Raw genomic sequence first — 19,775 nt, 5'->3', positions numbered from 1 at the left:
CACGACGAGCAGGTTCCGGACGGTGATCGTCTCGGCATCGACGTCGGCCCGGACGGTGCCCTGACGCCACAGGAAGACGATCCCTGCGAGGACGACGACGACCATCCCGGTCGCGCTGGACGGCGCGTACCCCTGCCCGCCGGTGCCAGGTGCCACGACGAGGATCGTGACGAGGCCCGCACCGGCCAGGACGATCGAGACCGTCGACACGTAGCGCACGAAACGCGGGCGGAACGGCCGGTACAGCTCGTCCCCGGGTGTCGCCATGTCTGCGACCTCCGATGTCCTCTGGGCTAGATCCGGCAGGCGTGGATCGAGGTGACCAGGATCGCACGTGCCCCGACGTCGTACAGGGCGTCCATGACCTTGTTCGTCTCGTCGCGTCGCACCATCGCCCGGACGGCTGCCCAGTCGCGGTCGTGCAGCGGCGACACGGTCGGGGACTCGAGGCCCGGAGTGATCGCGACCGCCGCGTCGACGAGCTCCACGGGGACGTCGTAGTCCATGAGCACGTACTCGCGCGCCGTGAGGACTCCCTGGATGCGACGGGCGAGCGTGTCCAGCCCTGGCTTGGTCTCCGCGCCCTTGCCACGGATGAGCACGGCCTCAGACCGGAGGATCGGGTCGCCGAAGATCTCGAGGCCGGCGGCGCGCAGCGTGGTCCCGGTCTCGACGACGTCCGCGATGACCTCGGCGACACCGAGCTTCACCGAGCTCTCCACCGCGCCGTCGAGGTGCACGATCGCAGCAGGCGTGATGTCGTGCGCCGCGAGATACGCCGCCACGAGGACGGAGTACGACGTCGCGACGCGGCGTCCCTCGATCTGGGAGATGTCGGTGATCGACCCGGTCGGCGCCGCGAACCGGAAGGTCGAGCGCGCGAAGCCGAGCGACAGGTGCTCCTCCGCGGACGCGCCGGAGTCGAGCATGAGGTCGCGTCCGGTGATCCCGGCGTCGACCGTCCCGGCCCCGACGTACACCGCGACGTCGCGCGGGCGCAGGAAGAAGAACTCGACGTCGTTGTCCGGGTCGGAGAGCACGAGCTCACGGGTGTCGCGCCGTTGCCGGTAGCCCGCCTCCCGGAGCATCTCGGACGCGGGTTCGGACAGTGACCCCTTGTTGGGGACGGCGATGCGGAGCACGGTGTTCTCTCGATCAGTGAGGGGTGTGGGGCTGTGGGCGTCCGGGACGCTCAGAGGTGCTTGTAGATGTCGTCGAGCGTGAGGCCCTTGGCGACCATGAGGACCTGCAGGTGGTAGAGGAGCTGGGAGATCTCCTCCGACGTCTCGTCGTCGCTCTGGAACTCCGCCGCCATCCAGACCTCGGCGGCCTCTTCGACGATCTTCTTGCCGATGGCATGCACCCCGGCGTCGAGCTGGGCCACGGTGCCGGAGCCGGCCGGTCGGTCGATGGACTTGGTGGTGAGCTCTGCGAACAGCTCCTCGAACGTCTTCACGAGGCAAGCCTAGACGCCAGCGGCCTGTCCATCCGACGGTCGTCCGACCGGTGATCGACGCGGATCGGCGTCACAGCGCGCGGAGGGCGAGGACGGTCGCGATCGCCGCCTCGACGGCCTCGGCGCCCTTGTCTTCCCGGGAGCCGGGCAGGCCTGCCCGGTCGAGCGCCTGCTGCTCGTCGTCGACCGTGAGGACACCGAAGCCGACGGGGACGCCGGTGCGGACGGCGACCTCGGTGAGGCCCATCGTCGCGGCCTGGCAGACGTAGTCGAAGTGGGGCGTGCCGCCGCGGACGATCACGCCGAGTGCGATGACGGCGTCGGCCCCGGCCTCCGCCGCTCGCTGCGCGGCGACGGGCAGCTCGAAGGAGCCGGGGACACGGATCTCCTTGACGTGCGCGACGTTCGCCGCGGCAAGCGCGCGCCGTGCGCCACCGACGAGGCCGTCCATGATCTCGGTGTGCCACTGTGCGGCGATCAGCGTCACGCGCAGACCGGTTCCGTCGACGGTGATCGTGGGTGCTCCTGCTCCGCTCATCGCGGGTCCTCCTCGGTGGGGTCGGTCTGCTCGACTGTCTGGACCGCCGGCGGTGCCGGCACGTCCACGCTGATGCTCTCCAGGAGGTGTCCCATGGAGACCTTCTTCGTCACGAGGTACTGGTGGTTCTCCGCGGTGTGCCCGACCTCGATGCGGACGGTCCGGGTCACGTCGATGCCGCTGGCGGTGAGACCGGTCGCCTTGGTGGGGTTGTTGGTGAGCAGGCGGATCCGGCGGAGGTCGAGGTCGGCGAGGATCGCTGCGGCGGCGCCGTACTCGCGCCGGTCCACCGGCCAGCCGAGCTCGATGTTCGCCTCGACGGTGTCGCGGCCCTGGTCCTGGAGCGCGTAGGCGCCGATCTTCGCCAGGAGCCCGATCCCTCGCCCTTCGTGCCCGCGGAGGTACACGACCGCGCCGCCCTCGGCGGCGACGGTCGCGAGAGAGGCCTGGAGCTGCGGGCCGCAGTCGCAGCGCAACGAGCCGAACGCGTCACCGGTGAGGCACTCGGAGTGCACGCGCACAACGGGTACCTCGGCCGGCGTGGTCACGGACCGCGGGACGAGGGCGACGTGCTCGGCGCCCGTCTTGACGTCACGGTACCCGTGCACGCGGAACATGCCGTGCGCGGTGGGCAGGTCGGCCACCGCGGTGGCCTGGACCCGAGCTGACTCGGGCGCGGCGTCCTCGCTGGCCACGACCGGGTCGTGGAGCCTGCGCCACGCGATGAGGTCGCCGATGGTGATGAGGAGCAGGCCCTCTCGTGCCGCGAGGGCCGACGAGTCGTCCATGCGCATCATGGTGCCGTCGTCGTTGACGAGCTCGGCGATCCCTGCGACGTCCCCGAGACCGGCGAGCCGGACGAGGTCGACGGCCGCCTCAGTGTGCCCGGCACGGTGCAGGACACCGCCTGCGACCGCCCGCAGCGGCAGGACGTGGCCCGGCCGGATGAGGTCGACCGCGCCCGACGCGGGGTCGGCGAGGACGGCGAGCGTCCGCGCCCTGTCGGATGCAGAGATGCCCGTCGTGACGCCGGTCGCCGCGTCGACGGTGACGGTGTACGCAGTCCGTCGTGGGTCCTGGCTGTGCGGGACCATGAGCGGCAGCTCGAGAGCGTCGGCCCTCGCCGCGGGCATGGGAGCGCAGAGGTAGCCGGACGAGTGGCGGATGGTCCACGCGACCCAGGCGGTCGACACGTTCGAGGCCGCGAAGATCACGTCGGCCTCGTTCTCGCGGTCGGGCGAGTCCGCGACGAGGACGGGACGACCGGCGCGGAGCGCGTCGAGCGCCTGCTCGATCGTCGCGGTCGTCGTCCTGACGGGTCGGTCGCCGGCCGCGGTGCCGTCGCCCGGGGTGGGGCGTGCGGTGGTGGTGTCGTTCGCTCCAGCGCTCATGCGCGTGCTCCTAGCAGTCGTTCCACGTACTTCGCGATGACGTCGACCTCGAGGTTGACCTCGTCGCCCGGGCTCAGGTCGCCGAGGATCGTCGCCTCGAGGGTCGTCGGGATGAGCGAGACGCCGAAGCCGTCGTCCCGGACGGTCGTCACCGTGAGCGAGACACCGCTCACGGTGATGGAGCCCTTCTCGACGATGTACCGCGTGATCTCGCGCGGGGCGTCGATCTCGAGGTCGTCCCAGCGGGGACCGGGCGTGCGCGACCGGAGCGTCCCGACCGCGTCGACGTGCCCCTGGACGATGTGTCCGCCCAGGCGGGTGTCGGCACGCACAGCGCGCTCGAGGTTCACGCGGGACCCGGGGACAAGGGCCCCGAGAGCCGTGCGACGCAGCGACTCTGGCATGACGTCCGCCACGAAGGTCCCGCCGGGTGGCAGGGCGGACACCGTGAGACACACACCGTTGACGGAGATCGAGTCACCGAGCGCCACGTCCGAGGTCGCGAGCGGTCCGGCGATCGTGACCACGGCGTCCTCCGAGTCACCTCCGGGAAAGGCGATGTCGGTGACCGTACCGATCTCTTCGACGATTCCTGTGAACATCACAACTCCTTCGCGCGGTCGGCGACCGCTGCAGGGGGACGCGTCCGGGAGACGACGAAGACGTCCTCCCCCAGCTGCTGGGTGCGGACCGTGCGGAAGCGCAGGGCGTCGTCGATCGAGCGTCCGCCGAGGTCGGTGACCGCGCGGCGGCCGTTGCCGACGAGCACCGGGGCGACGTACGAGTGCAGCTCGTCGACAGCCCCTGCGCGCAGGAAGGCCGTAGCCAGCACGGGGCCGCCTTCGACGAGCAGGTGCCGGACGCCGCGCGCACCGAGCTCGTCGAGGACCGCGTGGACGTCGTGGCTGCGGACGTGGACGACCTCTCCCCCGGGCCCGAGGATGCGCGCGCCCGGGGGCACGTCCCGCTCACCCACGACGACGCGGAGCGGCTGGTGCGCGGCCGGTGCACCGTCGCGGGTGCGGGCCGTGAGCGCCGGGTCGTCGGCGACGAGCGTGCCGGTGCCCACCGCGACCGCGTCGACCTCGGCGCGCACCCCGTGCGCGTGCTCCCGTGCCGCGCTGCCGGTGATCCACCGGCTCGAGCCGTCCGCCGCGGCGACGCAGCCGTCGAGGCTGGTCGCCGTCTTGAGGGTGACGTACGGCGTCCCGCGCCGGGCCGACGTCAACCACACCCGGAGGAGCTCCTCGCCCTCCTCCTGGAGGAGACCACCCCGGACGACGACACCGCGGGCGCGCAGGTGCTCGGCACCACCGGCAGCGGCGGGGGTGGGGTCGTCGACGGCGTGGAGGACCTCGACGACCCCGGCCGCGAGGAGGGCGACGGAGCACGGGCCGGTCCGGCCGACGTGGTTGCACGGCTCCAGCGAGACGACGGCAGTCGCCCCGCGCACGTCGACGCCCCGCGCAGCGGCGCGAGCGAGTGCGTCCGCCTCGGCGTGCGCGGTCCCGGCACCTCGGTGCCAGCCCTCGGCGAGGACGACGCGCTCGTCGGTCCCCCCCGGAGCGAGGAGCACACAGCCCACCTGCGGGTTGGGTCCGTGGACGGGTCCGCGGGACGCGAGGTCGAGAGCACGACGCATCGCCGCCTCGACCGTCAGCCTGTCCGTGCTCATCCCGCTCCGTCCCGTCGCGCCCAGCGCTCCGGGGTATGCGGCGGCGGGCACCACGAGGGCACCGCACACCTCGCTGCGCGCGGGTGACCGCACGCAGCGTCACGAGTCTCTTCCCATCCGGACTTTGACCGTCGGTCCTGGAATCTCACCAGGTCAACCGCATCGATTGCGGGTCGCGGACTATACCGCCGGCTCGGAATTGCACCGACCCCAGAGCACGTGAAATGTTCTGCAACCAACTATGCCACGCCGCGCGGTCCCAGCCGGACGTGTTCCCGACGGGCGAACACCGCGCGAGCCCCCGTCACGACGACCGACCCGCGCAGCGACGACGCGGGTCGGTCGTTCAGCGAGACCGCACCGGGTGCACGTGGGTCGACGCCAGGTCGCGCAGCGCGGCGATCTCGGCCGGGATGTCCTCCGCACCGAAGACTGCGGACCCTGCGACGAACACGTTGGCGCCGGCGTCCGCGGCCCTCTCGATCGTCTCGCGCGAGACGCCGCCGTCGACCTGGACCCAGACGTCGAGGTCCGCGTCGCTGATCGCTCGACGTGCGCGACGGATCTTGGCGAGCGTTCCCTCGATGAAGGACTGGCCCCCGAACCCCGGCTCGACCGTCATGACGAGAAGCATGTCGATCTCGCCGAGGAGATCGACGAACCCGTCGAGACCCGTCGCCGGCTTGAGCGCGAGCCCGGCGCGGGCACCGTGGGACCGCAGCTCGCGAGCAAGACGGACCGGTGCTGCAGCGGCCTCGGCATGGAACGTGACCGACTGTGCCCCCGCCTCGGCGAAGCCCGGGGCCCACCGGTCCGGGTCGGCGATCATGAGGTGCACGTCCACCGGGATCGGTGACACCTGGACGATCCGCTCGACGACGGGGAGCCCGAGGGTGAGGTTGGGCACGAAGTGGTTGTCCATGACGTCGACGTGCGCCCAGTCGGCTCCGGCGATCCGATGGAGGTCGCGCTCGAGGTTCGTGAAGTCGGCGGACAAGATGCTCGGTGAGATGAGGGCGCCCATGGCCACAGCCTAGTTCTGCACGGTCGACTCGCCCTGCACGGCTCGACGCAGGAGCGTGAGGTGCATCGCATCGGTCCCGTGCAGGTGCGGCCAGAGCTGGACGTCGGGTCGGTCGGCCAGCGGCATGTCCGTGCCGGCGATCTCCGTGACGACCGCGCGCGCGTCCACGATCTCGACGCTCCCGGTCGGCAGGGCCCGCAAGACGTCCGTGACGACGGCGCGCGTCTCGGCGAGGTGAGGTGAGCACGTCACGTAGCCGACGATCCCACCTGGACGCACCGCCTCGAGCGCGGAGACCAAGAGCTCGCGCTGCAACGTGGCCAGCACCGGGACGTCGGCCGGTGTGCGCCGCCACCGTGACTCGGGACGACGACGCAGCGCACCGAGACCCGTGCAGGGCGCATCGACGAGCACGCGGTCGTACGACGCGGGCTCTTGCGTGCCGATGTCGCGACCGTCCCACACCTGGACGTGCTCGACGCTCCGGGCGGGGACGGCCGCGAGCGAACGCTCGACGAGATCGGCGCGGTGGGGCTGGATCTCGTTGGCGACGATGCGCGCACCACGGCTGCTCGCGAGGGCGGCGAGCAGCGCGGCCTTCCCGCCGGGACCTGCGCACATGTCCAGCCACCGCTCGTCCGCGCCCTCCATCGGCGCCGCGGCGAACGCGAGGGTGACGAGCTGGCTCCCTTCGTCCTGGACGCCGGCGAGACCGTCCCGGACTGCGGGGACGCCTCCCGGGTCGCTCCCCTGCAGGACGACCGCTGTCGGCGCGTACTGCCCGGCCCGCGACTCGGACTGGGCCACGAGGTCCTCCTGGGAGATGAGTCCCGGGCGAGCGACGAGAGTGACTCGCGGAGCGGCGTTGTCCGCCTCGAGCAGAGAACCGAGCTCGTCGACCGGGCGCCCCGCTCCGGCGAGAGCGTCCCGCAGGGCGCGCGTGATCCACTGCGGGTGGCTGTCGACGACGGACATCCGTGCGACCTCGTCGGTCTCCTGCGCCTCGATGAGCTCCAACCACTCTTCCAGCTCCGTCCGCGCCACCTTGCGCAGCACAGCATTGACGAGCTGGGCGCTGCCGGCCCCGACGCGAGCACGTGCGAGACCGACGGTCTCGCTCACCGCAGCATGAACAGGGACACGCATGCCGAGCACCTGGTGCGCCCCGAGGCGCAGGACGTCGAGCACAGGGCCGTCGATACGGTCCAGCGGCCTGTCCACGCAGAGTGCGAGAACGGCGTCGTACCGCCCACGCATGCGCAGCGTGCCGTAGGTGAGCTCCGTGGCGAACGCGGCATCCCTGCCTGCCAGTCCCCGCGACCGCAGCATCGGCGGGAGGACGAGGTTGGCGTAGGCGTCCGAGTCGGCAACCTCCCGCAGGACGTCGAACGCGACGGTGCGTGCCGGATCGGTGCCGCTGCGCCGTTCGCTCGGGTTCAGCGCACCCCGGCGCCCGTCCCCGCGCACCCGTGCAGCTCCGCGCTCACGACCCTGCGCGTCCCGCCGGTCCGGGCCGCGTGCACCCGTCCGGTCGGTGCGACGGGCGTCGCTCGGGTCACGCTGCTCGGGGCTCATGAGGTACCTTCCGCGCCGAGGCGCACTGTCTCGTCCAGCCGGGCGCCGCGCGCCCAGTCGCTGGCCGGCATGGGCTTCTTGCCCGCCGGTGTGACGTCGCCCAGGGCGACCGGTCGCGATCCTGTTCCCACAAGCACACGCTTCTTCGCCACGAGCAGCTGCCCGGGCTCCAGGACGACGTCCGCCTGGTCGTCGTCCGCCAGCAGCGCCACAGGGCCGATCCCCAGCCGCGACCCGTCTGGCAGCTCGCTCCACGCGCCCGGCGCGGGCGTGCATCCGCGCACCCGCCGGTCGACGACGTGCGCCGGGTGCGACCACACGACACGCGCATCCTCGACAGTGAGCTTGGGCGCGACGCTCACGCCCTGAGCATCCTGCGGGACGGGGATCGCGTGACCGTCCTCGATCGCGTCGAGCGACGCCACGAGCAGCCCCGCACCGGAGTGCGAGAGCCGCTCCAGGAGCATCCCCGCCGTGTCGCGCCGACGGACCGTCTCGGTCGCCACACCGAAGACCGGACCCGTGTCGAGCCCCTCCTCGATCCGGAACGTGCTCGCGCCCGTGACCTCGTCCCCCGCCATGATCGCGCGCTGCACGGGAGCCGCGCCGCGCCACGCGGGCAGGAGCGAGAAGTGGAGGTTCACCCAGCCGTGGGCCGGGATCGCGAGCACGCCCGCCGGAAGGATCTCGCCGTACGCGACGACCGGGGCACAGTCGATCTCCAGCTCCGCGAGCCGCTCCACGAAACCCTCGCTGCGCGGCCGCTCGGTGAGCACCGGGATACCGGCCTCTTCGGCCCGCTCACGGACGGGCGACGGCGCCAGCCTGCGTCCACGCCCGGAACGGGCGTCCGCGCGAGTGAGCACGGCGACCACCTCGTGGCGCGAGGCGAGCAGTGCCTCCAGGGCAGGAACAGCTACGGCCGGTGTCCCGGCGAAGAGCAGACGCATGGCCCCAGTCTAGAAGCCTGCCGATCAGCCTTCGTCCTCACCCCTGAGGAAGGACGCCCAGGTCGACGAGCCGGCAACGCAACGACTGCGCATCCGTGAAGTGGACGGTACGGAACCCCAGAGCATCAGCCGCCCGGACGTTCGCCGCCGAATCGTCGACGAACACGGTCCGCACAGGGTCCAGACCGAAGCGCCGCGCCGCGAGCTCGAAGATCTCCGGGTCCGGCTTCGCGAGCCCCACCTCCCCCGAGACGACCACACCCCTCAGTCGCCCGATCGCCGGTGCCGCGGGCGCAGCGAGATGGAACGACTCGGCCGACCAGTTGGTCAGGCCGTAGACCGGCACCTCGAGGCCCAGAAGCTCGTCGACGATCTCGCTCGTCCCGGGGACGGGACCCGTGAGCGTGGACGAGAACCTCTCGACATACCGGCCGAGCGAGGCAGCATGATGCGGGTGGGAGACGGCCACGAGCGCTCGCAGCTCGTCCCACGGCGTGCCCGCGTCGGCTTGTCGGTTGCGCTCGAGGAAGTCGATCTCGGCGAAGAAGACGTCGACCTCCGCTCGGGTGAGCGCGCCCTCGAACGCGGCGTACGGGTCCCATCCGACGAGGACGTTCCCGAGGTCGAGAAGCACCGCGTCGACCGGTCCGGTCATCTCGTCTGCCACACCGTCTCCTGCTGTCACACCATCTCCTTGGGGTCGAGCATGACCGAGATGAGCCCGGTCTCGCGCTTGGCGCTGGCGGTCGCCAACGCTGAGGACAAGGCGCGGGCGAGATCCCGTCCACGTCCGGACGGGACGCGGACGATCGCACGGACGGGAGCCTCGAGCGTGCCCGCCGTCCGCGCTGCGCTCCCTCGCCCGGTGGGCCGCTGCGGCGCCCCGCCCGCCGGACGGCGTGCCGGTTGAGGTGGTACCTGCTCCGTCTGCGCCACCTCGACCGGCCCGAGGACCGACCCGCCCTCGGGGAGGGCGACACGAGACACGAACATCGCCACCGCGTGCCGGTCACCGGTCACGGAGGCGATCCGCATCGCCGGTGGCAGGGAGAGCTCGACCCGTTCGTCGAGCTCACGCTGCGCGAGCCCGGCCGGGTCCCAGCGCACGAGCGCGTTCGTGGGCGTCGGTGCCGCGTCGCCGACGAGCAGGACCCGTCCCCCTGCGTCCGACGGTCGGACCAGCGCTGCCGCCGTCAACCATCGGTGGAGGGCCTCCTGATCGGTATAGAGACCGACGTGGCTCGTGGAGACAGCGGCATCGAGCAAGGCGGCCACCGTGTAGCCCGAGGGTGCGACCGGCTCCGCCCCGGGGGTGCACACGACGAGCGCGGGCGTGTCAGGCACCTGGGCGATCACGCCGGATGCCGATCGCGCCCCGCTCACCCTGACCGTCACCCCGGGGAACGCTTTGCCGAGCTCCTCGGCCGTGCGGTCGCTGCCGACGCGGACCGAGCGCAGTCCCGTGGCCGAGCACTCGGGACAGCGCCAGCCGCCCGCCAGCGCACCGCACCAGGAGCACTGGGGTACTGCGTGGGCACCAGAGAGAGCGAGCGGACCGACGCACACGGTGCATCGCGCGGCTGTGCGGCAGCGCACGCAGGCCACGACGGGCAGGTAGCCCGCCCGCGGGACCTGGACGAGGACGGGTCCGTCCTTGAGCCCTGCTGTGATGGCCTGCCAGGCTGCGTTCGGCAGGCGCGCAGCTCCCCCGGGTCCTTCCCGTGCAACCTCGACGGACGTGAGTGCCTGGACGCGCGGGGTCCGTGCGCGGACGGTCGCACGGTCCGCGACGAGCTCGCGCGCCCAGCCGCTGACGACGAGGGCCTGCGCGTGGATGGAGCGGCTCACCGAGCCGATGAGGAAGCCGCACCCGGTCTGCTCCGACCGCAGGGCGAGGACCTCGCGCACGTGCGGGTAGGGCGCGCGGCGTTCCTGGTGCATCGCGTCGATGTCGTCCCAGCACACGACGAGCCCCAGGTCCGCGACGGGGGCGAACGCCGCAGCGCGGGTGCCGACGACGATGCGGACGTCTCCGCGCAGCGCAGCGAGGAAGCTGCGGTACCGGGGGGTCGGGCCCATGTCGGCGGTCAGGCGGACGAACCGGTCCGGTCCGTCGTCCGTCGACGTCGCCGGCTGACCGGTCTGCTCCTCGAGGCCGAGTGCCACCAGAGCGCGCGCGAGACGATCGACGTCGTGGGCGTCGGGTAGGGCGACGACGACTCCGCGACCGCTGCGCGCCGTAGCACGGACCACCTCGGCCAGAGCGAGCGGCCAACCACCGACCGGACCGGTCCCGGGCAGCGCGGTCCACACGGCACGGGGCGACTCGCCCGCGGCGAGGCGGGACAGCAGCGCCTCCCCGCCCCGGATGTCGCTCCACGGCGACCGGCCGTCGTCGCTCTCCCCGGACGCGGGTGGCGGACCGGTCGTACCGCGCACCGGACCGTCCTCGGTCTCGACCCGGGCGAGCCGGGGCGGGATCGCGAGGCGAAGCACGTCGGTCATCGACCCCGCGTAGTAGTCGGCGACCAGCCTCGCGAGCCGGGCCACCTCGGGCGAGAGGACCGCCTCCGACGAGACGACACGACGCAGTGCCAGGAGCGCACCGTCATGGTCCGTGCTCGCCACGCGCTCGATGACGTACCCGTCGACGTCCTGGCCGGCGAACCGGACCTTGACCCGGACACCGGGGCGCACGTCCGCGGACATCGCCTCGGGCACCGTGTAGTCGAAGAGCCGGTCGAGGTGCGGCGGCGACACGTCGACACACACCCGCGCGATCGGCAGGACCTCCGCGAGCGGGACGCCCGTCTCCGACCGACGGGCTGCCGCCGGACGTCCACCGGTCGCCGGCGCCGCCATCCCGGGCAGCGTGAGCTGCTCAGGATGCGCCGAAGGGTCCATCAGACGGCGGAGAGCAGGTCCGCGACGCGGTCGGTGCGCTCCCACGTGAAGTCGGGCAGCTCCCGTCCGAAGTGCCCGTACGCGGCCGTCTGGGCATAGATGGGGCGCAGGAGGTCGAGGTCACGGACGATCGCGCCGGGGCGCAGGTCGAACACGGCTTTGATCGCCGCGGTGATACGCGCCAGAGGCGCGGTCTCTGTACCGAAGGTCTCGACGTAGAGGCCCACAGGGTGCGCCTTGCCGATCGCGTAGGCGACCTGCACCTCGCAGCGACGGGCCAGCCCGGCAGCGACGACGTTCTTCGCGACCCAGCGCGTCGCGTAGGCCGCGGACCGGTCGACCTTGGACGGGTCCTTGCCGGAGAACGCCCCGCCGCCGTGACGAGCCATGCCGCCGTAGGTGTCGACGATGATCTTGCGTCCGGTCAGGCCGGCGTCGCCCTTCGGACCGCCGACGACGAACGTGCCGGTCGGGTTGACGATGAGCCGGTGGTCGGCGCTCGGCAGATCGAGGGCGCCGAGGACGGGCGCGACGACGAGCTCGGCGACTGCTGCGGCGAGGTCGTCCTGGCGGACGTCCGGGTCGTGCTGGCTCGAGACGACGACGGTGTCGACCCCGACAGCACGGTCGCCGTCGTAGGCGATGGTCACCTGGGTCTTGCCGTCGGGACGCAGGCCCGGCACCGAACCGTCCTTGCGCACCTGTGCGAGCATCTCGGCGAGGCGGTGGGCCGCGAAGATCGGCAGCGGCAGCAGCGTCGCCGTCTCGTCGGTGGCGTACCCGAACATGAGGCCCTGGTCGCCTGCTCCCTGCATGTCGAGAGGGTCGAGGTCGCCCGAGTCGATCCGCTGCTCGAGCGCCTTGTCGACGCCCTGCGCGATGTCCGGGGACTGCTGGCCGATCGACACCGACACTCCGCACGAGTCGCCGTCGAAACCGATGGCTGACGATGTGTAGCCGATCGTCTTGACGACCTGGCGCACGATCGCCGGGATCTCGACGTACGCCTCGGTGGACACCTCTCCGGCCACGTGGACGAGCCCTGTCGTCACGAGCGTCTCGACCGCGACGCGGGACGCGGGATCCTGTTCCAGCAGCGCGTCGAGGATCGAGTCGGAGATCTGGTCGCAGACCTTGTCGGGGTGTCCCTCGGTCACGGACTCCGACGTGAAGAGGCGCAGGGAATCAGTCATGGGGCAAGGATACGGCGTCCCGTGCGGCGTCCTGTCCGGTGGTCGGCGGGCGGTCAGGGCGACGGATCGTCCGGTGGAACCGCGTCAGCGCGGTGCGAGGAAGGTGTGGACGCAGTCGAGCACGACGTCTGCGACCTGCGCCTTCGAGCCTGCCGCAGCCGCCAGGGTGGACCCGTCCGCGCCGAGCACGGTCACGTCGTTGTCAGGCGTTCCGAAGCCACGGCCGTCGCCGACCTGGTTGACCACGAGGAGGTCGGCCCCCTTGCGGCGGGCCTTGGCACGGCCGTGCTCGAGCACGTCACCGTCACCGTCGCCGGTCTCGGCAGCGAAGCCGACGACGACCTGGCCGGGCATGAGCCGTTCGGCCGCGAGCTCGGCGAGGATGTCAGGGTTCGCGACGAGCTCGATGGGCGCCACGACTCCGTCGGGGCTCTTCTTGATCTTGTGCCCGACGGTCGACGACGGCCGGAAGTCGGCGACCGCCGCCGCCATGATGACCACGTCGGCGTCACCCGCAGCGCTGCGCACCGCGGAGCGCAGCTGCTCGGTCGTCTCGACGTGGACGACCTCGACCCCGTGGGGGTCGGCGAGCGACGTGTTCGCTGCGACCAGGACGACCGTCGCGCCGCGCGCGCAGGCCGCCTCCGCGAGGGCGTATCCCTGCAGTCCGGTGCTGCGGTTGCCGAGGAAGCGCACCGGGTCGATCGGCTCGCGCGTCCCGCCGGCCGAGACGACGACCGTGCGACCGAGGAGGTCGAGCGCACGGTCGTCGCTCTCGCGCACTCTCGCGTCCTTCGCCTCCGGGGCGACGAGGGCCATCGCTGCAGCGGCGATCTCGTCCGGCTCGGGAAGCCGTCCGGGACCGGTGTCCTTGCCGGTCAGGCGCCCCGACGCGGGATCGAGGACGTGAACCCCGCGCTCTCGCAGGAGACGGACGTTCGCCTCCGTGGCGGGGTGGGTCCACATCTCGGTGTGCATCGCCGGGGCGACGAGCACCGGGCACCGGGCTGTGAGGAGCGTGGCTGTGAGGAGGTCGTCCGACCGGCCTCCTGCCATCCGTGCGAGGAGGTCGGCGGTCGCCGGGGCGACCACGACGAGGTCGGCCCCCTGTCCGAGGGAGACGTGGGGCACGTGCTCGACGTCCTCGAAGACGCGGGACGTGACCGGTTCACCTGAGAGCGCCTCCCAGGTCGGGGCGCCGACGAAGCGCAGCGCGGCCTCCGTCGGGACCACGCGCACGCGGTGGCCGGCTTCGGTGAGCATCCGCAGCAGGAGCACCGACTTGTAGGCCGCGATGCCGCCGCTCACGCCGAGGATGATGCGCATGGGCTGCTCTCTCGTCGCGCTTCGCGGACTGGTGGGGCTGTGTGTCAGGCCGCGTTGATGTCGCGCGAGGGGCCGTCGGTCGCCTCGATGTTCAGGAGGCCGGCGTTGATCTCGCGCATCGCGATGGAGAGGGGCTTCTCCTGCAGGCGCGTCTCGACGAGGGGGCCGACGAACTCGAGCAGGCCCTCGTGCAGCTGGGAGTAGTAGGCGTTGATCTGGCGGGCGCGCTTGGCCGAGAACACCACGAGGGCGTACTTGGAGTCTGCGCGGGTGAGCAGGTCGTCGATGGGCGGGTCGGTGATTCCGACGGGTGCGGCAACGGTTCCAGACACAGATGAACTCCGAACGTGCAGGTGCGTGACCATGCACGAGGCATGTCCAGGCACGGGGATTGCGGGATCAGTCGACCAGTCTACTGCGTCCGAGCCCTCTGCCAGGCCTCGGAGGTGCCTCGTGTCGTCGCTCAGACCCCTGTGGCGGCGGGGGCGGGACGCAGACCCATGACGGACATGATCTCGTCCGTCGCCCGCTGGACGTCGTCGTTGACGATCACGTGGTCGAACTCCGGCTCTGCTGCGAGCTCGACCCGCGCCGTGGCGAGGCGACGCTCACGCTCTTCTGCGCCCTCGGTCCCGCGCCCGACGAGGCGGCGCTCGAGCTCTTCCCAGCTGGGCGGAGCGAGGAAGACGAACCGGGCGTCGGGCATCGTCGCCCGGACCTGGCGTGCCCCTTGCAGATCGATCTCGAGAAGCGCGGGAACCCCGGCAGCGAGCTTTTCCTCGACCGCAGCGCGCGGCGTCCCGTAGCTGTTGTGCCCGTGGACGACCGCCCACTCGAGGAGCTCTCCCCGCTCGATCATCTCCTGGAACCGCGCGGGACCGACGAAGTGGTAGTGCACCCCGTCGATCTCCCCGGGCCGGGGGTCACGTGTCGTGGCCGACACCGACAGCCACACCTGCGGGTAGCGGGTGCGGATGTCGGCCGAGACGGTTCCCTTGCCGACGGCCGTCGGTCCGGCGAGGACCGTGAGCCGGGCCGCCTGCGAGGGCTGACCGGGGACGACAGGGCGGTGCGGTTGCGACGGGACAGCGATGATCAGCCAAACCTTTCGATGAGGGCAGCCGCTTGGTGCGGGCCCAGTCCGCGCACTCGACGACTCTCGGCGATGCCGATCTCCGCCATGATCGCCCGGGCCTTGACCTTCCCGACTCCGGGGAGGGACTCGAGCAGGGAGACGACCTTGAGCTTGCCGATGATGTCGTCGGTCTGGCCCTGCTTGACGACGTCGGAGAGTGCACCTGAAGAGTACTTCAGACGGTTCTTGACTTCCGCACGGGCTCGGCGAGCGATCGCCGCTTTCTCCAGCGCTGCTGAGCGCTGCTCGGGGGTCAGTTCAGGTAGGGCCACTCCGGTCACCTTCTTCGGACGAGCGGAAACATACTTGCGAAACTAGCCACGATCCGGCTGGTCGGCAACGGGAACGGTCAGGAGGTGCGCTCCTGGCCGTCTCTCGGCGGGCGTGCCGGGTCGTCGCTCTAGCCGCGCAGGGCCGCTCCGGCCTCGTCCGCGGACCGTCGGGCAGCAGCCAGGAGGGCGCGCGCGTCGGGTCCGGCGCCGAGCACCCCGCGGGACGACGAGGCGAGGACGGCGGCGCGGGCGTCGCCGAAGACGGCGGCCAGCTCCGGCCCGCCGGCACCCTGTGCGCCGACGCCCGGGGCGAGCAGCGGTCCGTTGACGGCCGTGAGGTCGACGCCCGCGGTGTGGGCTCCGTCTCCGATGGTGGCACCGACGACGAGACCGATCGAGCCCAGGGTGCCTTGCTCCCTGGCCGCCGCGTTCGCCTCGCCCGCTCCGAGTGCGACGCGAGCGGCGACGGACCGTTCTCCGTCGCGCGCGTGCTGGAGCTGCGCACCCTCGGGGTTGGACGTGAGGCACAGGACGAAGAGCCCGCGACCGTTGGCGAGGGCCATGTCGACCGCGGGAGCGAGCGAGCCGAAGCCGAGGTACGGCGACACGGTGAGCGCGTCGCCGGCGAGCGGCGAGCCGTCGCGCAGGTAGGCCTCGGCGTAGGCGGTCATCGTCGACCCGATGTCCCCCCTCTTGGCATCGACGACAGTCAATGTCCGGGCGGAGCGGGCGACCGCGATCACCTCCTCGAGGACAGCGATGCCCGCCGATCCGTGCCGCTCGAACAGGGCGGACTGCGGCTTGAGCGCTGCGACCTGACCGCCGAGCGCGTCGATGACCGTCAGGGAGAAGTCCCGCACGCCCCCGGCGTCGTCGGACAGCCCCCAGGCCGCGAGCAGGCCGGGGTGCGGGTCGATGCCGACGCAGAGCGGGCCGTGCGCGAGCATGGCGCGCGCGAGCCGCGCCCCGAAGGGCGCGGGGACGGTCTCGGCCGGAGCGTCAGCCTGGACCGTCACTGGCCTTCACCTGCCCGGACGTACTCCTGGAGGCTGCGCACGTCGAAGGGCCCGGCGAGGACGGCCTCGATGCCCTGGACGGCTGCAGCGAGCTGGGCGACGGTCGTGACGATCGGCTTGTCCGCTGCCGTGGTCGCTGCCCGGATCTCGTAGCCGTCGGCGCGCGCACCCTGGCCGGAGGGCGTGTTGACGACCATGTCGACCTGGCCGTCGGTGATGAGGTCGACGATGGTCGGCTCGCCGTCCGCACCGCGCCCGGAGGAGTACTTGCGGACGATGGTCGAGGCGATCCCGTTGCGGCGCAGCACGTTCGCGGTCCCGGCCGTGGCGAGGATCTCGAAGCCGAGCTCCGCGAGACGCTTGACCGGGAAGACGATCTGGCGCTTGTCCCGGTCGGCGACCGAGACGAACACCGAGCCCGAGGTGGGCAGCCCGCCGAAGGCGGCAGCCTGGGACTTGGCGAAGGCCGTCGGGAAGTCGACGTCGAAGCCCATGACCTCGCCGGTCGAGCGCATCTCCGGACCGAGAACCGTGTCGACGGCGACGCCGTCGGCGGTGCGGAACCGCTTGAACGGCAGCACGGCCTCCTTGACCGCGATGGGGGCATCGAGGTCGATCGATCCTCCGTCGCCCTCCGTCGGGAGGACGCCGGAGGACCGCAGGTCGGCGATGGTGTGCCCGACCATGACGAGCGCCGCCGCCTTGGCGAGCGGGACGCCGGTCGCCTTGGACACGAACGGCACGGTGCGCGACGCGCGCGGGTTGGCCTCGAGCACGTAGAGGATGTCCGAGACGAGGGCGAACTGCACGTTGAGCAGGCCGCGGACACCGACGCCCTTGGCGATCGCCTCGGTGGAGCGGCGGATGCGCTCGATCTCACCCTCGCTCAGCGACACGGGGGGCAGGACGCACGCGGAGTCGCCGGAGTGGATGCCGGCCTCCTCGATGTGCTCCATGACTCCCCCGAGGAACATCTCGGTCCCGTCGTAGAGCGCGTCGACGTCGATCTCCATCGCGTCGTCGAGGAAGCGGTCGATGAGGATCGGGGCGAGGTGCCCGCCGGCGAGGGCGACCTCGCCGAGCGCACGCTCGACGTAGCCGGTGAGCTGCTCCTCGCTGTAGACGATCTCCATGCCGCGCCCGCCCAGCACGTAGGACGGGCGCACGAGGACCGGGTAGCCGATGCCTGCAGCGATCTCCGTGGCGGCGAGCAGGGTGGTCGCCGTGCCGAAGGCCGGCGCCGGGAGGTTCGCCTCGGCCAGGACGCGACCGAACTCGGCCCGGTCCTCCGCGGCGTTGATCGCCTCGGGCGAGGTGCCGAGGATCGGCAGGCCCGCGTCGGCGAGGCGCTGGGCGAGGCTCAGCGGGGTCTGCCCGCCGAGCTGGACGATGATGCCCTTGATCGGCCCGGCGGCGAGCTCGGCCTCGTAGACCTCGAGGACGTCCTCGAAGGTCAACGGCTCGAAGTACAGGCGGTCGGCGGTGTCGTAGTCGGTCGAGACGGTCTCGGGGTTGCAGTTGACCATGACGGTCTCGTAGTCGCCCTTGAGTGCGAGGGCCGCGTGCACGCACGAGTAGTCGAACTCGATGCCCTGCCCGATGCGGTTGGGCCCGGAACCGAGGATGAGGACGGCCTCGCGCTCGCGGGGGCGCACCTCGGTCTCGGAGTCGTAGGTGGAGTAGTGGTACGGGGTCTCGGCCTCGAACTCCGCGGCACACGTGTCGACCGTCTTGAAGACAGGGCGCACGCCGAGGGCCTTGCGGACCTCGCGGACGGTCGCCTCGCCGGCGCCGTGGGCGCCGGTGATGCCGCGGAGCTTGGCGATCTGGACGTCGGAGAGCCCGTGGCGCTTGGCGCGCTGGAGCACGTCGTGCGTGAGCGCGTCGGCGCCTGCGACCTCGGCGGCGATCTCGTTGATGAGCTGGATCTGGTCGAGATACCACGGGTCGATCTTCGTGGCCTCGAACACCTGCTCGAGGGTCGCCCCTGCACGCAGGGCCTGCTGGGTCTGGACGAGGCGACGCTCGGTAGGACGGGCGATCTCGACGAGGAGGGCGTCGAGCGCGTCCCCCGCGACCGGTTCGCCGTCCCAGTGGAACTCGGCACCGGTCTTGTCCAGGGAACGCAACGCCTTACCGAGGGCCTCGGTGAAGTTGCGACCCATGGACATGGCCTCGCCCACGGACTTCATCGTGGTCGTCAAGGTGTCGTCGGCCGCCGGGAACTTCTCGAACGCGAAACGGGGCACCTTGACGACGACGTAGTCGAGCGAGGGTTCGAACGACGCCGGCGTGGAACCGGTGATGTCGTTGGAGATCTCGTCGAGCGTGTAGCCCACGGCAAGCTTCGCGGCGATCTTCGCGATCGGGAAGCCGGTCGCCTTCGACGCCAGCGCCGAGGAGCGCGAGACGCGGGGGTTCATCTCGATGACGATGACGCGGCCGGTGTCCGGGTGCACGGCGTACTGGATGTTGCAGCCACCCGTGTCGACGCCGACCTCGCGGATGACGGCGATGCCGATGTCGCGCAGGTTCTGGTACTCGCGGTCCGTGAGCGTCAGCGCGGGCGCGACGGTCACCGAGTCGCCGGTGTGGACGCCGACGGGGTCGACGTTCTCGATCGAGCACACGACGACGACGTTGTCGTGCTTGTCGCGCATGAGCTCGAGCTCGTACTCCTTCCAGCCGAGGATGGACTCCTCGAGGAGCACCTCGGTGGTCGGCGAGTAGTGCAGGCCCTGGCCGACGATGCGGCGCAGGTCGGCCTCGTCGTACGCGATGCCGGAGCCGAGGCCGCCCATCGTGAAGGAGGGGCGCACGACCATCGGGTAGCCGAGGTCGTCGGCGGCGGCGAGGGCGTCGTCGACGTGATGGACGATGACCGAGCGGGCGGACTCGCCGCCGCACTTCTCGACGACGTCCTTGAACTGCTGGCGGTCCTCGCCCTTCTGGATCGAGGCGATGTTCGCCCCGATGAGCTCGACGTCGTACTCCTCGAAGACACCGGCCTCGTCGAGGGCGATCGCGGCGTTGAGGGCGGTCTGCCCGCCGAGGGTCGCGAGGACGGCGTCGGGACGCTCCTTCGCGATGATCGTCGTGAGCACCTCGGTCGTGATCGGCTCGATGTAGGTCGCGTCGGCGAACTCGGGGTCCGTCATGATCGTCGCCGGGTTGGAGTTCACGAGGATGACCCGCAGGCCCTCCTCCTTGAGCACGCGGCACGCCTGGGTGCCCGAGTAGTCGAACTCGCACGCCTGGCCGATGACGATCGGGCCGGACCCGATGACGAGGACGGAGGTGATGTCTTGTCTGCGAGGCAC

At 71.6% G+C, this 19,775-nt stretch carries 18 protein-coding genes, 1 pseudogene and 1 riboswitch; all 19 genes and pseudogenes read right to left on the bottom strand.

Going from position 1 to position 19,775, the window contains the following annotated elements:
• A pseudogene (locus tag ABKW26_RS17925) lies at positions 1-267 on the bottom strand (hypothetical protein); the annotation flags it as partial.
• A 26-nt stretch (positions 268-293) separates the two neighbouring features.
• Positions 294-1,142 carry an ATP phosphoribosyltransferase gene (gene hisG, locus ABKW26_RS17920; RefSeq protein WP_348595432.1) on the bottom strand — a complete coding sequence of 283 codons (849 nt, stop codon included), beginning with the start codon at positions 1,140-1,142 and terminating at the stop codon, positions 294-296.
• A 50-nt stretch (positions 1,143-1,192) separates the two neighbouring features.
• Complete coding sequence (locus tag ABKW26_RS17915; protein ID WP_348595431.1) at positions 1,193-1,456, bottom strand: phosphoribosyl-ATP diphosphatase; 264 nt, start codon at positions 1,454-1,456, stop codon at positions 1,193-1,195.
• Between the two features lie 70 nt (positions 1,457-1,526).
• Positions 1,527-1,994, bottom strand: a complete 468-nt coding sequence (gene ribH, locus ABKW26_RS17910) for a 6,7-dimethyl-8-ribityllumazine synthase (RefSeq protein WP_348595429.1) — start codon at positions 1,992-1,994, stop codon at positions 1,527-1,529.
• Complete coding sequence (gene ribA / locus ABKW26_RS17905) at positions 1,991-3,385, bottom strand: GTP cyclohydrolase II (RefSeq protein ID WP_348595427.1); 1,395 nt, start codon at positions 3,383-3,385, stop codon at positions 1,991-1,993. Before ribA ends, ribH begins: the two co-directional genes overlap by 4 nt.
• Positions 3,382-3,987 carry a riboflavin synthase gene (locus tag ABKW26_RS17900; RefSeq protein ID WP_348595426.1) on the bottom strand — a complete coding sequence of 202 codons (606 nt, stop codon included), beginning with the start codon at positions 3,985-3,987 and terminating at the stop codon, positions 3,382-3,384. The genes ribA and ABKW26_RS17900 overlap by 4 nt, the downstream gene beginning before the upstream one ends.
• Positions 3,987-5,060 (bottom strand): bifunctional diaminohydroxyphosphoribosylaminopyrimidine deaminase/5-amino-6-(5-phosphoribosylamino)uracil reductase RibD, encoded by a 1,074-nt coding sequence (ribD, locus tag ABKW26_RS17895; protein ID WP_348595424.1) that lies wholly within the window; start codon positions 5,058-5,060, stop codon positions 3,987-3,989. Before ribD ends, ABKW26_RS17900 begins: the two co-directional genes overlap by 1 nt.
• 99 nt (positions 5,061-5,159) lie before the next feature.
• Positions 5,160-5,283, bottom strand: a riboswitch (FMN riboswitch).
• A gap of 123 nt (positions 5,284-5,406) precedes the next feature.
• Positions 5,407-6,084: a ribulose-phosphate 3-epimerase gene (rpe, locus tag ABKW26_RS17890; RefSeq protein WP_348595423.1), complete on the bottom strand. Its 678-nt coding sequence runs from the start codon at positions 6,082-6,084 to the stop codon at positions 5,407-5,409.
• 9 nt (positions 6,085-6,093) lie between these two features.
• The gene (locus tag ABKW26_RS17885) at positions 6,094-7,659 is read right to left on the bottom strand and encodes a transcription antitermination factor NusB (protein ID WP_348595422.1); all 1,566 of its coding nucleotides are present in this window, start codon (positions 7,657-7,659) and stop codon (positions 6,094-6,096) included.
• Positions 7,656-8,609 (bottom strand): methionyl-tRNA formyltransferase, encoded by a 954-nt coding sequence (locus tag ABKW26_RS17880; RefSeq protein ID WP_348595420.1) that lies wholly within the window; start codon positions 8,607-8,609, stop codon positions 7,656-7,658. Before ABKW26_RS17880 ends, ABKW26_RS17885 begins: the two co-directional genes overlap by 4 nt.
• A 37-nt stretch (positions 8,610-8,646) precedes the next feature.
• Positions 8,647-9,294 (bottom strand): HAD family phosphatase, encoded by a 648-nt coding sequence (locus ABKW26_RS17875; protein WP_348595419.1) that lies wholly within the window; start codon positions 9,292-9,294, stop codon positions 8,647-8,649.
• Positions 9,291-11,471 carry a primosomal protein N' gene (locus tag ABKW26_RS17870; protein WP_348595417.1) on the bottom strand — a complete coding sequence of 727 codons (2,181 nt, stop codon included), beginning with the start codon at positions 11,469-11,471 and terminating at the stop codon, positions 9,291-9,293. The genes ABKW26_RS17875 and ABKW26_RS17870 overlap by 4 nt, the downstream gene beginning before the upstream one ends.
• Positions 11,472-11,512: 41 nt before the next feature.
• Positions 11,513-12,706, bottom strand: a complete 1,194-nt coding sequence (gene metK / locus ABKW26_RS17865; protein ID WP_348595416.1) for a methionine adenosyltransferase — start codon at positions 12,704-12,706, stop codon at positions 11,513-11,515.
• Positions 12,707-12,790: 84 nt separating this feature from the next.
• On the bottom strand, positions 12,791-14,032 hold the full coding sequence (coaBC, locus tag ABKW26_RS17860; protein ID WP_348595415.1) for a bifunctional phosphopantothenoylcysteine decarboxylase/phosphopantothenate--cysteine ligase CoaBC: 1,242 nt from the start codon (positions 14,030-14,032) through the stop codon (positions 12,791-12,793).
• A 44-nt stretch (positions 14,033-14,076) separates the two neighbouring features.
• Positions 14,077-14,364, bottom strand: coding sequence for a DNA-directed RNA polymerase subunit omega (gene rpoZ, locus ABKW26_RS17855; RefSeq protein WP_348595413.1), 288 nt, complete (start codon positions 14,362-14,364; stop codon positions 14,077-14,079).
• A gap of 131 nt (positions 14,365-14,495) precedes the next feature.
• Positions 14,496-15,125: a guanylate kinase gene (gmk, locus tag ABKW26_RS17850; protein ID WP_348595434.1), complete on the bottom strand. Its 630-nt coding sequence runs from the start codon at positions 15,123-15,125 to the stop codon at positions 14,496-14,498.
• Between the two features lie 2 nt (positions 15,126-15,127).
• The gene (gene mihF, locus ABKW26_RS17845) at positions 15,128-15,439 is read right to left on the bottom strand and encodes an integration host factor, actinobacterial type (protein ID WP_348595412.1); all 312 of its coding nucleotides are present in this window, start codon (positions 15,437-15,439) and stop codon (positions 15,128-15,130) included.
• Between the two features lie 128 nt (positions 15,440-15,567).
• Positions 15,568-16,455: an orotidine-5'-phosphate decarboxylase gene (gene pyrF / locus ABKW26_RS17840; RefSeq protein ID WP_348595411.1), complete on the bottom strand. Its 888-nt coding sequence runs from the start codon at positions 16,453-16,455 to the stop codon at positions 15,568-15,570.
• A complete protein-coding gene (gene carB, locus ABKW26_RS17835) occupies positions 16,452-19,775 on the bottom strand; it encodes a carbamoyl-phosphate synthase large subunit (RefSeq protein ID WP_348595410.1) in 3,324 nt (1,107 codons plus the stop codon). Before carB ends, pyrF begins: the two co-directional genes overlap by 4 nt.

The sequence above is a fragment of the Sanguibacter sp. 25GB23B1 genome (assembly GCF_040012415.1).
Classification (GTDB): domain Bacteria; phylum Actinomycetota; class Actinomycetes; order Actinomycetales; family Cellulomonadaceae; genus Sanguibacter.
The sequence above is the reverse complement of the archived record's forward strand: the minus strand, read 5'-3'. Positions and strand labels throughout refer to the sequence as shown.